The 13,260-nt window shown below is 44.6% G+C and carries 13 protein-coding genes; 9 read left to right on the top strand and 4 right to left on the bottom strand.

What is annotated here, in order from left to right; genetic code table 11:
* Positions 1–40: 40 nt before the first annotated feature.
* The 4 genes from NSQ66_RS26075 to NSQ66_RS26060 form a co-directional block, all read right to left on the bottom strand.
* Positions 41–2,575, bottom strand: coding sequence for an FtsX-like permease family protein (locus NSQ66_RS26075; protein ID WP_076141816.1), 2,535 nt, complete (start codon positions 2,573–2,575; stop codon positions 41–43).
* Complete coding sequence (locus NSQ66_RS26070; protein WP_076098832.1) at positions 2,572–3,270, bottom strand: ABC transporter ATP-binding protein; 699 nt, start codon at positions 3,268–3,270, stop codon at positions 2,572–2,574. The genes NSQ66_RS26075 and NSQ66_RS26070 overlap by 4 nt, the downstream gene beginning before the upstream one ends.
* 102 nt (positions 3,271–3,372) lie before the next feature.
* Positions 3,373–4,410, bottom strand: a complete 1,038-nt coding sequence (locus NSQ66_RS26065) for a HAMP domain-containing sensor histidine kinase (protein WP_076141815.1) — start codon at positions 4,408–4,410, stop codon at positions 3,373–3,375.
* Positions 4,407–5,090 (bottom strand): response regulator transcription factor, encoded by a 684-nt coding sequence (locus tag NSQ66_RS26060; RefSeq protein ID WP_076213711.1) that lies wholly within the window; start codon positions 5,088–5,090, stop codon positions 4,407–4,409. The genes NSQ66_RS26065 and NSQ66_RS26060 overlap by 4 nt, the downstream gene beginning before the upstream one ends.
* Before the next feature lie 413 nt (positions 5,091–5,503).
* Here NSQ66_RS26060 and NSQ66_RS26055 point away from each other — a divergent pair, with 413 nt between their 5' ends.
* The 9 genes from NSQ66_RS26055 (at position 5,504) to zwf (ending at position 13,055) form a co-directional block, all read left to right on the top strand.
* Positions 5,504–5,809, top strand: a complete 306-nt coding sequence (locus NSQ66_RS26055) for a hypothetical protein (RefSeq protein ID WP_036685544.1) — start codon at positions 5,504–5,506, stop codon at positions 5,807–5,809.
* Positions 5,810–5,853: 44 nt separating this feature from the next.
* Positions 5,854–6,531: a PspA/IM30 family protein gene (locus NSQ66_RS26050; RefSeq protein WP_036685541.1), complete on the top strand. Its 678-nt coding sequence runs from the start codon at positions 5,854–5,856 to the stop codon at positions 6,529–6,531.
* Between the two features lie 4 nt (positions 6,532–6,535).
* Positions 6,536–7,003, top strand: a complete 468-nt coding sequence (locus NSQ66_RS26045; protein ID WP_076098848.1) for a PspC domain-containing protein — start codon at positions 6,536–6,538, stop codon at positions 7,001–7,003.
* 3 nt (positions 7,004–7,006) lie between these two features.
* Positions 7,007–7,711, top strand: a complete 705-nt coding sequence (locus NSQ66_RS26040; RefSeq protein WP_036685540.1) for a PspA/IM30 family protein — start codon at positions 7,007–7,009, stop codon at positions 7,709–7,711.
* Positions 7,712–7,908: 197 nt separating this feature from the next.
* Entirely contained in the window at positions 7,909–8,556 is a 648-nt protein-coding gene (gene liaF / locus NSQ66_RS26035) for a cell wall-active antibiotics response protein LiaF (protein ID WP_036685537.1), read from the top strand.
* Positions 8,557–8,587: 31 nt separating this feature from the next.
* Positions 8,588–9,622, top strand: coding sequence for a sensor histidine kinase (locus NSQ66_RS26030; protein WP_339279470.1), 1,035 nt, complete (start codon positions 8,588–8,590; stop codon positions 9,620–9,622).
* An 18-nt stretch (positions 9,623–9,640) separates the two neighbouring features.
* The gene (locus tag NSQ66_RS26025; RefSeq protein WP_036685532.1) at positions 9,641–10,294 is read left to right on the top strand and encodes a response regulator transcription factor; all 654 of its coding nucleotides are present in this window, start codon (positions 9,641–9,643) and stop codon (positions 10,292–10,294) included.
* Positions 10,295–10,486: 192 nt separating this feature from the next.
* Entirely contained in the window at positions 10,487–11,302 is an 816-nt protein-coding gene (locus NSQ66_RS26020) for a YwmB family TATA-box binding protein (RefSeq protein ID WP_038573280.1), read from the top strand.
* Between the two features lie 205 nt (positions 11,303–11,507).
* Positions 11,508–13,055 carry a glucose-6-phosphate dehydrogenase gene (gene zwf / locus NSQ66_RS26015; RefSeq protein ID WP_076141814.1) on the top strand — a complete coding sequence of 516 codons (1,548 nt, stop codon included), beginning with the start codon at positions 11,508–11,510 and terminating at the stop codon, positions 13,053–13,055.
* The last annotated feature ends 205 nt before the right edge of the window (positions 13,056–13,260 follow it).

Here is a 13,260-nt window from a genome sequence, read left to right as displayed (position 1 = left end):
CTGCCCTTTTTGTAATAGGACTATTTAGGTGTGTCTTACATTACTCGGCTTCTCTCAGCCGTTCCACTATGGATGCTTGGGATAACGTTTTATAGGCTCTCAGTGTCACTGTGTAAGCGAGAATTAACAAAATAGGAACGGTGAGGATAAACGGCAGCCAACTCATCTGAAATACCATAAAGGCCATATTTTCCGTGATGCTTTTGGAAAGGTTATAGGTCAGCAATACACCTAATGTTGAGGTTATGAGGACGGTTAGCAAAACGGTGTATAATCCTTCAAGGATCAGCATACGTTTTAGCTGCTTTTTGGTCATGCCAATACTCTCCAGCATGGCAAATTCATTGCGGCGTGAGACTACCCCGGTGAGTACAGTGTTGATATAATTCAGCACCCCGATTAGAGCAATGACCAGGCTGAGCCCATACCCCACGGTTTGAAAAATGCGAATGAATCCACCGAGCTCATCTTTATAATCCTCCCTGGATTTCAAGGATAATTCATTTGTCGAATCTGTTAGAGCCTTGGCTGCTTGTTCTACTAAATCCATTTTAGCTGGATCGACATGTAGTGTGGCTGAAACAATATTGGCTGGATCTGTACCTTGCGGCATTTCCTTCTGCAGCTCCGAAGCAGGGAGGAAGACGTTGTACCCTAACAAAGAGAAAGATTTTGTTGTGGCAGCATATACTGCATCATTTTTTACTACTGCCATCACTTCATAAGATTTACCCGACTTCTCGAAAGTGACTGTATCTCCAGGATGATAATAGGCGCGGTAGCTATCTTCTTCTATAAACATGGCCTCAGCTATGACCGCATATTTTCCTGAAGCAAACTTCTGCCTGTTAAACTCCCCTTCAATAATATCCTTGTCCACAAGATCAAACCAGCCCGGATCTAATCCATATAAATTATTGTAGATCACCCCCCTCTTATCTAAAGTGGAGAGAAGATAGGGATGTGGATCAGCAGCTGCCATTGGCTCCAAAATAGCCCGGACAGCATCATCGACAGGAGATGGAACATATCTGTGGTAAACCTTATCAACACTTTCTACACCGTCAATTTTACTTAGATTGTTGGCGAAATCCTCTGAAAGCTTGTATGGATCACCGTCTCGAGGCCCTGTAATACTGACTAACACTTCATTCTGAACCAAAAAATCACCGGAGATAAAGGAAGTCAGATATTTGTTCACATCCAGTGAGGAAATTACTGTGAAAATGGTACTGAACAAGATGATACTCAAGGAGAGTGAAGAGAGCATCAGGATCAGCTTCTTTTTGCTTCTGAACAGGTTGGAGAACGCCATGTTGTGAAGTTTTGCGCCATGTTTTGATTTTTTGGCGTTCCGTCTTCCGCCGCTGCTGACTCCGGCAAATTTTACAGCCTCTACCGGCGAGGTTCGCGAAGCCATCCGGCCCGGTTTGCTTGCGGCGATCCATACGGTCATAAACGAGAATGCTGCTGCACCAATAAATATCCACGGGCTAGCAGAATAGACATTATCAGTAGAACCGTTTAAAAATGAGGAGGTCATAGGGAGAATCAGCAGACCTAGCAGATATCCCAACCCCAATCCAAAAGGCAATGCGACTAGATAAAGTGAGCGGGCCTGAATGGAGATGATCTTTTTTAGTTGTCGGGGTGTGGTACCGATGGTCTTTAGCAGGCCATAAAATTTGACATCCCGCACGACGGAAATAAAAAAGATATTGTAGATTAGTAAATAGCCGCTCAGCATGGTGATAAGAATGACAACTGCATAAGGAATGATATTCATTAGATTATCGGAGAGAGACACACTTGTATAAGCCGGATTGACACCATAAGGTACATCCAGGCCGGTGTCCGTCAAAATCTTTTGTACCTTCTTTTCAATATTATAAGAATTGTTAAACATCACCCCTAGACCTGCGGTGTTTACATAAGAACCCGTTGCCTCAGAGATATCCGGGTCAATATGGGAAATGTTCTTCTGTGTAAATGCTTCGGATACAAAAGCTAATCCTGACATCGCCAAATTTTGATCGGTTTCGTAATACCCGGAGAGCTTAAAGTCTTGGCTTATGACTTTTTCACCAATGTCTATATCCAGCTTCACAGTCTGGCCTAACTCATGTTTTGTTCCAAGCAAGTCAAGCGCCCAAGTATTTAGGACGATTTCATTCTCTTGGGAGGGCAGTCCGCCAGCTATAAAGTTGATAAATCCGTGTTTGGCATAATTCTCGTCAATTCGAAGGACCTCTACCCGGTTATTCTTGAACAGACTGGTGCTTATATCGCCAACCTTAAGAAAAACGCCATACTCTTTGATGGATGGTTGATTCTTCAGCTTCTCCAACTCGGCAGGATTCAGATATTTGAAGCTTCCATGATAATCGCTGCCAGTAGTCTGCATTTGTGCGCGTTGCATCGATTTGTTAATACTGAGCGCCAAGGTAAACACGGTGGTGATCAAAAGCGTAGTCAGTACGATGGCACAGATGATAGTGAAATTGCGAGCACGGTTGGCTTTGAGGCTTTTTTTGGCTAAAGTAGCAATAGTCTTATGGTTATTCGTGCTGATCATGGCTGGCTCACTCCGGAGCTACGGGGTTGTCCAGTGAAAATGATGCCATCTTCAATACGGATAATACGGTCAGCAGTTTGAGCGATTTGTTCATTGTGTGTGATCATCACAATGGTTTGGTTGAATTTTTCGCTCATCTGTTTAAGTAAAATCAGCACTTCTTGGCTTGTTTTGCTGTCCAGATTACCTGTAGGTTCATCTGCTAAGATGATTGAAGGTTTGGTCGCCAATGCTCTGGCTATTGCCACCCGTTGCTGCTGTCCGCCAGACAGATTAGAAGGTAGAGTATTCATCTTTTCCTGCAAGCCTAAAGTGCGGATGATCAGATCAAGATAAGTTTCGTCAACTTTGCCACCGTCCAGTTCAATGGGCAGCACAATATTCTCCCGCACATTTAGTATGGGTACCAAATTATAGTTCTGAAAAACAAACCCCACCGATCTGCGCCGAAAAATGGTCAGCTTCTCATCACTCATCGCAAAAATATCATTCCCGTCCACGTAAACCTTGCCCTCTGTTGCCCGATCTAATCCGCCAAGCATATGAAGAAGGGTGCTTTTGCCGCTGCCGCTAGTGCCGACAATGGCGACAAACTCCCCTTTATCCACTGACAGTGATATACCGTCCAAAGCCTTAACGCTTGAGCCAACCTTTCCATAGTGTTTTTTTAAATTTTCAGTCTGTAGAATCGGCATAACTCTTCCCCTCCTATGTGATCTGTTTGTCCATAATTTAAGGGTAGCAAATCAATCTGACAGGAGAGTGTCTGAATTCTGACCATAATGACACATTCTATTTCAGCGCTGGGGCAGGTAAACAGAGAAAGTTGTACCTTTTCCAGTTTCAGAAATGACGTTGATATGGCCACCTTGCGCCGTGATAATCTCTCTGGACAAAAACAACCCGATGCCGACCCCCTCGAATTCACGCGCTTGCTTTCCTCGGTAAAATCGCTTAAAGATGTGAGGGATTTCTTCGCTGGGGATTCCAAGTCCAGTATCGGTAAGGTGGATACAGGTGAACATCTCGTTGCTTTCAGCAAGAACGGAGATTTGTCCGCTATGCGGCGTGTACTTCACAGCATTCTCGAGCAGGTTGAATAGTGCTTCACTTGTCCATTTGACATCGTGGCAGGCTAAGATGTGTGTCCCGCAGTCAATATTGATCGTAATTTGTTTGTTTTCCGCTTGTGCATAAATCTGGGATAAAGCCTGCGTCAGAGTTTGTATGAGCGGTTTCGCCTCAATCTGCTGTAGTGAGATCATTCCTGTTTCCAAACGTGATAATTTGATTAGAGACTGGATCAGCCAATCCAACTTATCTGACTGCGCTTTAATATGCTGTATGTAGTGCCGGACATTCTCATTTAGTCCGGGCATCTCTTCCAGCAACTGACTGAATACCATGATATTAGAGAGGGGGGTCTTGGTTTGATGGGAAATATCCGAGATCAGCTCTTTTATTTTGTTTTTCTCTGTTTGAATATTTCGCTCATTCGCCTTAGCCATCCCTATATACCGCTTTAGTTTATGTTCCATCGAAGATAGAGCGGTTTCTTCATAGTTAGTGAGTGGCGGCTGGTCATGTATTGCCCGCTCAATCGCTGTATCCAAGGTCTGTATATAGTTTGCGATCTGGCGGTTCCATAACCAGACCCATACGGCTCCTGTTGCTAATAGACAGATGATGAATAGAGAAGTCAGTTGGAGCAGAGTGGGGTCGAACCCGTACAGAAACATTATACTGCCGATAAAACAGGCCACTAGTATAAGGATGATCAGTAAAAAGAGCCTATGAATTTGCTTGAAATTAGCAGGTGGGCTATTGGTTTTCATGGTTTTTGCCCTTCAGTCCACATGTATCCAAGTCCGTAGATGGTCTTGATATATTTAGGCGCTGCCGGGTCATCCTCAAGTTTAGCACGCAGCCGTTTGATGGCTACTGTCAATGCGTTTTCATCCACAAATTCGGCATCCTTGCTCCAGATCTTGTCTATCAGCTGTTCTCGGGTCAAAATATTGCCCGTATTCGTCACCAGCAGCCGCAGCAGTTTTTGCTCAGTTTTGCTCAGCTGGAGCGATTGTTTGTTTTTGCTGTACTCCAGTTTCTCAAAATCGAGTTCTAAGGGACCCAATGTTATTTTTCCAGTCCCTAGCGATTCCGTTCTTCTGAGCACTGCCATTACTCTGGCGCGAAGTACCATTAGGCTGAATGGTTTGGTGATATAGTCATCGCCGCCCAATGCAAAACCGGTGATAATGTCAGACTCCATATCATTGGCGGTTAGGAAAATAATGGGTACATCTGAGGTCTTGCGTAGTTGCTCGCAATAATCCAGCCCACTGCCGTCTGGCAGATTGATGTCCAGAATGATGAGATCAATAGGGTTAACTGCGAAGATATGCTCCGCCGCGGCAATATCGTAGGCTTGATGGATCATGACATTGTTTTGAGAAAGAGTGAGAGCGATCCCTTTATTTAAACTACGGTCGTCCTCAACGATCAGTATGTTCATAGTAATTCTCCTTTGTTTCTTATTTGATTATTATACATTCTCGGGATTTATTCGAAAGCGAGATTTTTATTTAGTAGGCACTTGAAAGTGGGTTTCATATCTAAGAAGACTATTATTGAAAGATTACGGAGCGAGGTTTTTTGATAAAGAGCCACATAGTTAACCCTAAAGGAAAGTTCAAAAGGGCATCACCTATATAGGGTGGTGTCCTTTTAATTTTTGATGGGTGCATTCCCATTTATATGTGCAAAGGTTGGTTATGACCTACAACTAGCCCAACAGTGGTCTGTAGTCGTACAGCTACCTCGACTAAGGTCCAGTACGAAAAACCGTCGTTGGTCTGTTTTGAAAGTCTGCGATTTACCCTAGAATAAGGCTATAAGGTTAAGGACAACGAAAGGCGGTGAGAAAAAATGCAAAGAAGACAAGGAAACGGATTAGCGGTTGTACTGATTGTGATTGGTGCGGTTATGCTGCTCGGCATTGCGCTTCCTCTGATCCACGGAATGTTCAGATTACTTTTCCCGGTATTGCTGGTTGTTCTCGGGTACTACGGGATTAAGAGCGGACGCAAGATTATCGGTTGGGTATTGATGTTCATTGGTGTGATGTCCCTGATCGCGAAGCTTTCCTGGATCATTGGACCACTTCTAGGAGTGGCGTTGATCGTCTGGGGCGTATCAGCATTAAAGGGCAGAAGTAACAATGGTACTTATTAAGAAGCAATGTACTTAAACAAGAAGCAGGGAGGGAGCAGGAGATCATGAGTGTTTTTCGTCGCATGAGGGATATTACTGTAGCTAATCTAAACGAACGTCTGGAGCAAAGCCAAGATCCCGTGAAACTAATTGATCAATTTCTACATTCAACCCGTGAGGAAATCAGTGAAGCTGAAAGGCTGTACCAGCAATATGCTTCCCACACGAAGCAATTGCAGCAGCAAGTGAACCAAGCAACTGCCATGAGAAACAAACGTGAAGAGCAGGCGTTGTTGGCACTGAAAGCAGGCGAGGATCATCTCGCGAAGCTGGCTTTACAAGAAAAGATCATTCACGAGGAAAAACTGGAGCAATATAGCGGGCTGCTAGAACAGAGCAAGCAATCCTTGTTTGAACTTGAAGCACAGCTGAATGAGCTGAAAATAGAGTATCAAACGGTGTACAGCAAACGTCAGTATTATTCGGCACGAATGGAGTCGCTGCGATTGCAGCAACGGATGAATCAAAGAGCCAGTGCTTATGGCAATGGTGGTGATGTTCCCAAAATGTTCGGACGTCTGGAGGATCAGATGTCGGATTGGGAATTAGAAGCAAAGAGCTTGCGTGATTTGCGGCGCATGGGACAGGAATATGCGGTGCAAGCGGGTGAGACCGTAGCGACCGTACTCGAAAGAGAAATGGCTCGCCTAAAGGAGAAACTGAACAATGGTGGAAAGGAGTAACGCTATGAGTCGATTGTATCGTTCAACTAGAGATAAAGTGATGACGGGTCTTGCAGGTGGATTATCTGAGACACTCGGTATTGATTCCACGTTATTCCGGATTCTATTACTGGTCAGCATTCCGTTCACAGGTGGTGCGGTGATTCCGGTATACTTCATTGCAGCAATGGTCATTCCTAAGGAACCGACGCATTATAATCCTTTTGGAGCAGGGCCTGGGGCACCGGGTGGCCCATACGGCGGACCCTACTCAGGCAGACCGGAACATGGACACGGACCACAAGCTACTGGCGGATATGGACCTTATGGACGCCAGCCAAATTACAATCCTAATTTTGAGAAGAACAACGCTTATTCCGCACCGGACTCCGGTTTGGATGCGATGATGAAGGATATTGAGAAGAAGGCTTTGCAAAAAGAAGTAGAAGAACTCAAACAAAAACTGTCTAAATATGAGAAAGGGGAATTGTAAATCATGGGAGTATTTCAAAGAATTAAAGATATGACAAAAGCGTCGGTAAATGACTTGTTGGATAAGGTAGAGGACCCAATCGTAATGCTTAACCAATATCTGCGCGATATGGAGGCTGAAATTCACGAAGCAGAAGTAACAGTTGCTAAACAAATGGCTAACGAACGCCGTATGAAGCAACGTGTGGAAGAAGCAGCAAAAATGTCTGCACAACGTGGATCACAAGCTGAACTGGCACTGAAAAATGGCCAAGAAGAAGTAACTCGCAAGCTGTTGGAAGAAAAAATCTACTTTGACCAAAAGCAAGTGGAATACAGTGATCTTCACGCACAAGCTGAAGTACACGCTAAGGAATTAGTGCAACAACTGCATGACATGAAGGATGAGTTCTACAAGCTGCGCAACAAACGTAACGAGCTTGTATCCCGTGCTCAAATGGCTAAAGCTAAAAAACAAATGTCGCAAATCAGCAGCGTACATTCCATTGAAAGTGGCAGTGCATCACTCGGATTCCACCGGATGGAAGAGAAAATTATGCAGCTTGAGGCTGAAGCAGATGTAATGCGTGCACCTTACAGCCCATCCGCTGCTTATAGCAAACCCGTTGATGTTGAGAAGCAACTGAAAGTGGATGAGCAATTGGCGCTACTGAAAAACAAGCTGAATGATACACCTGCGGCTCCTTCTCTAAACAAAAAAGAACAATAAATCCTGTTCCTAAAACTTGGACGGATATGATATGCTGGACAAGAAGAAGCCATACGGTATGGATCTCCATACCGATATGGCTTTTATAGCGGCTAGCTATAATATTTAACGGTGATAATATTCCTCATCATAGTGACGGATATCTAACCGATAGTATAAAATGAGTTTTGCTTCGCAAAACTTTCAGGAGGTGCGAAATGGATAAACGAAACCGTTTGATTGCCATCGGACTGATTGCTGTTGGCTGCATGATGATTTTTGGTAGATGGCTCGGCTTTTTCTCCATTGTCGCGCTTCTGTTCCTGCTGCTGGGAGTCTACCGTACGACATCAGGCAAAGTAAAGCAGGGCTATAAACTGCTCGGGATAGGTGCTGTATTGCTTTTGCTGGACCATTTGGTACTCGTGCTGGGGATTTGCTTAATCTCACTTGGGATGTTTTTTACCAAATCCAAAAGAGTGCAGCGCAAGGAAGGGTTTATGCAGAAGCAGAACTTTTCATCCAGATTTGACTGGGACCGCTCACCTTGGGTGATGCACAGCCTTAGCTCTTGGCATGTACTGGGTGAGGCCGATGTGGATCTTTCATTAGCTATGGCGGATCATAAAGAAACGGTCATGCTGTTTCAAGGGATTTTTGGCGATATGGACATTAACCTGTCCGATGATTACGGCGTGGAAATTGAAGCTTTTGTGCTCTTTGGGTCCATTGAATTCGGCAACCAGCGAGATACAGGGATGTTGAACCGTCTGAATTGGAAATCAGCTAATTATGACAGCAGTGAATACAAAGTGAAATTTAGTGTTTCTTATTTAATGGGAGATCTAGATGTACGATTATCCTGAAAAGCTTGATAGAGAAGGGAGAGTCCCCCGCATGGAAAAAAAGAACAAAAACATGATATCACGCAGCATGGGTGAGGGGGCTCTGTTCTCTTTGGTCATGCTGCTTGTGATAATGTATGTCATGTATACATATGGCTATTTGAAGCCTTTTGAAAGCTGGAAATTTGGTGTGCGGACAGCCGTCACTCTAATTCTTCTGCCTATGGGCTTTGGGATTGGTTATGGCTTTTATCAGAGCTTTCGTGTGAAGCGGCAGTTGGAACGTCTTAGGCAGACCCTCGTATTATGGGAAAAGGGAAATTTGACGCTGTCCATGCCGGATCTAGGTGATGATGAGCTGGGAAGGCTCGGAGAACAGCTTGGCCGGATTAGCGGCAAATGGGAGAATCAAGTGACGACGCTGCAGCGGTTGTCCACGAATAACGCGAAGCTTGCGGAGCAGGCGCGGGTATCTGCTATTATGGAGGAACGGCAGCGGCTTGCGCGTGAACTACACGACGCTGTTTCCCAGCAGCTATTTGCAATCTCCATGACTGCCACGGCGGTAGGCCGGACGTTGGAGAAGGATTTCGATAAAGCCCAGCGGCAAATTGCGCTTATAGAAGAAATGTCTGCCGTAGCCCAATCGGAGATGAGGGCATTGCTGCTGCATTTGAGACCTGTTTATTTGGAAGGAAAGGGCCTCGAACAAGGTCTGCAGGAATTGATCAAGGAGCTTAAGGTCAAGGTACCGATCGAAATTGTATTTGAGATGGACCCTGATGTGCAGCTGTTAAAAGGGGTAGAGAATCACTTGTTCCGTATCGTCCAAGAGGCGATTTCTAATACACTTCGCCATGCGAAAGCAGAAAAAATGGAAATTCGGCTGCATAGACGGGGAGATACAGTTCGCTTGACGTTGCGTGATGATGGGATCGGCTTTGAGATGGACGACACCAAACAAGCTTCCTATGGTTTGTCGAACATGCAGGAGCGGATTAATGAAATCGGAGGCTCCATTCAGTTCATTACCGCTCCGGGTAAAGGGATGCGTATTGAAATTACCGTTCCGTTAGTCAATGAATAATAGGAGGAAAGAGTAACCATGGAGATGGAGGAAGCAATTAAAGTACTACTCGTAGATGATCATGAAATGGTACGGATCGGGCTAGCAGCAGTTTTAGGTACCGAGGATGGAATTGAGGTCGTAGGTGAAGCTGGAAGTGGAGAAGAAGGCATTCGGCTGGCTCAAGAGTACAATCCCGATGTGGTCTTAATGGATCTCGTAATGGATGGGATGGATGGCATAGAAACGACTAAACAGCTGATGAAGCAGTACCCAGAAATCAAAGTTATTGTTCTTACAAGCTATTTGGACGATGAAAAGATGTATCCTGTTATTGAAGCGGGCGCCTTTAGTTATCTGCTGAAGACTTCGCGGGCTAGTGAAGTGGCGGATGCGATCCGCGCTGCGGCAAGAGGACAGTCCGTGCTTGAGTCACAGGTGGCCTCTAAAATGATGAACCGTTTTCGAAACAATGCAAAAGGAGAATCACCTGCTTATAAAGAGCTTACGGAGCGCGAGATGGAAGTATTACGTCTGTTGGCGCAAGGTAAATCCAATCAGGATATTGCCGATCAACTAATTATTGGAATCAAAACTGTGAAATTTCATGTGACGAATATTCTCGCGAAGCTGGGCGTGGAAGACCGGACCCAAGCAGCAATTTATGCATATAAAAATGGACTAGCTGAATAACAACAAAGGACTGAAGCCTCTGCTTCAGTCTTTTTTTATAATATAAGAAAGTAGTTTTGGGGCCTCCGCAAAGTATCTGAGTACGCATTGAAGCAAATCCCTCTCTTTGTGGGAATATTTCAGGTATAGAATCTCCTAATTCGAACATACTGTCTAGTAGATTGCTAGAGAGGTTCGAAGGGAGAATGACATATGCGGAAGATGAAGCTGAACAACGGAACAAAAAAAGGGACTTTTTTTATAATGATAATCGTGTGCTGTGCTGCGGCTCTGCTAGTTAATCTGCAAAGTGTTAAAGCGAATTCAACCGTTCTTGATGAGGGCGTTAATCAAGCTTCAACAGGAGCCGAACTGAATCATGCTCTTGTGAGTTTAATAGATCTCGGAAAAGAAACAACCGTTTCTGGTTCACCGCTGCGTTTAGTGTTAAAGTGGCAGGGAGAAAGCAGCAATTACGCAGACCTGTCTGCCGAAGTTACTAAGCTAAGCACAAGTCTCGGATTGAATGTACCGTCAGGTACTGAGGAAGATGGACATATGACTTATCGTACAGAAGCTGCAAAACCATATGAATCGCGGCTCTCCTTATTTTGGAGTGAGCTTAGTGCAGGAAACAGTTATGTGATTGTAACGTTAGATACGGCTGATCTGCAAAATGAAGCTGGCTTTCAAGCGGCTGCTCGTGAAGTAAGTATGATTCTTGAACAGAATAAAATTAAGGCCGAATGGAATGTATCCCTTCAAGGAAGCGCGCAAGAACAGGGAGCACCTGAAATAGTTCTAGCACAGACGGAGTCATTGATGCATGACCGGTTTGAAGCTGTGACCGGAGGAGAAAGCTACAAGGATATCTCAACGGTTAGCCGTACGTACTCGATTCCTAATTTGAATCGCTCTGTGATGAGTGGAAATCAGTCAGTTTCTGCCCAAATCGCAGTGCATCATGAAGATCAGAAGGGGACAAACCGCGTAACTATAGGCTTTCCTTTAATAACCATCGAATATTGACATTTTTCTCTTATATAAGCGCAGATATAGTTAATAATAAGAAATATTAATTGAAATTTGCGAAATCCCGAGAGTATTTGTCAGGAATGTGATAGCATCCTTTTTAGGAATATGCTAAAATGACATAACGTCGTTATTCACCTTATGTTAGTATCGACGCTGAGCATGTCAATAAACTATATTACATACAGAAAGATGAGGAGCCATGGCTGAAAATCAAACCCTTGATGCACTGCACACACCCGGTGCTGTCTTTTTTATCTTTGGGGCAACCGGAGACTTAGCCCGGCGTAAGCTTTTCCCGGCGATTTACAGCTTGTACCGTGAAGGTAAGCTGGCACAAGATTTTGCGGTAATTGGCGTGGCGCGGCGCCCGCGTACTCAGGAAGAATTTAGAAGTGATGTGAAGGAATCCATCCTTGAATTCTGCCGTTACAAAGCGGGAGAAGAGAGCGAATGGAATGAATTTGTACAGCATTTCGAATACAAATCTCTGGACATAAACAATATTGATGGTTTCCGCGAGCTAAGAGCACAAACTGAAGTTCTTGAAGAGAAATTCAGTATTCCGGGCAATCGGATGTTCTATCTTGCGCTGGCGCCTGAATTATTCGGCAGTGTCTCCTTCAACCTTAAAGCTGGTGGGATGCTGGATAGTACGGGTTGGAATCGCCTCGTAATTGAGAAGCCTTTTGGCTATAATCTGGAGTCGGCTGAACAGCTGAACGAACAGATTCGTCAGGTCTTCAAAGAAGAGGAAATTTACCGGATTGACCACTATCTTGGTAAAGAAATGGTACAGAATATCGAAGTGATTCGTTTTGCTAATGCTTTTTTCGAACCGCTCTGGAATAATAAACATATTGCCAATATTCAAATTACACTTGGCGAAACCGTAGGTGTAGAAGAACGCGGTGGTTACTATGACCATGCGGGAGCCTTACGGGACATGGGCCAGAATCATATACTGCAACTGCTGACTATGATTGCAATGGAACCACCAAGCCGTCTGCTCGCAGAAGATATTCGTGATGAGAAAGTGAAGGTACTTCGTTCCCTTCGTCCTTATGCGACATCTGATGAGGTTCGTGAGAATGTCGTAAGAGCACAATATATTCAAGGACTACACCAAAAAACCCTTCCTGCTTACCGTCAGGAAGATAAGGTTGATCCTGAGTCGAATACAGAGACGTATTTTGCTGCCCGTGTATTTGTAGATAACTTCCGCTGGGCTGGAGTTCCTTTCTACATCCGTACAGGTAAACGTCTCCCGGTGAAGACGACGGAAGTGGTAGTTGAGTTCAAAGGTATGCCAACCAACGTTTATTTGGGACAAAAGCATAAACTTGAGCCTAACCTCCTTGTAATCCGTGTGAACCCAATGGAAGGCATTTACGTAAAGATTAATGCCAAGAAACCGGGTTCCGAGTCTGAGATTCAACCGCTGGCTATGGACTTCTGTCAGAGCTGCCTGGTTGGAATCAATTCTCCGGAAGCGTATGAGCGCTTGCTACATGATGCGGCACGCGGAGATTCAACTTATTTCACTCGTTGGGATGAGGTATCCTCGGCATGGTCGTTCGTGGATCGTATTGCAAAAGCATGGAGCGAAGAGTCTAGCGACTTATCTTCTTATCCTGCTGGCTCTTGGGGTCCAGTGGAAGCAGATGAACTGCTTGCTAAAGAAGGTTTCCATTGGTGGCCTGTAAACGGCCAAGATGAAGATAATGTGGTTTGGCTGAAGAATAACTAAACCTTGAGTTAATGCTATCTCCCTGCAGAGGATGCAGGGAGATTTTTTGTAATGCTAAGATCTAAAAGATTGGACCTCAGACGGTGTTTGGGGGATCTGGGCACTTTTCTAATAACTGCACTTTGTACAATTAAAATCGCTTATCTCGTTGTGATTAGTCTTTTAGATGTATTTTCTGCAACTATAATCACCGGATAAGGCGGAA

The organism is Paenibacillus sp. FSL H3-0329 (genome assembly GCF_037963285.1).
Taxonomy (GTDB): Bacteria; Bacillota; Bacilli; order Paenibacillales; family Paenibacillaceae; genus Paenibacillus_AQ; species Paenibacillus_AQ odorifer.
The sequence above is the reverse complement of the archived record's forward strand: the minus strand, read 5'-3'. Positions and strand labels throughout refer to the sequence as shown.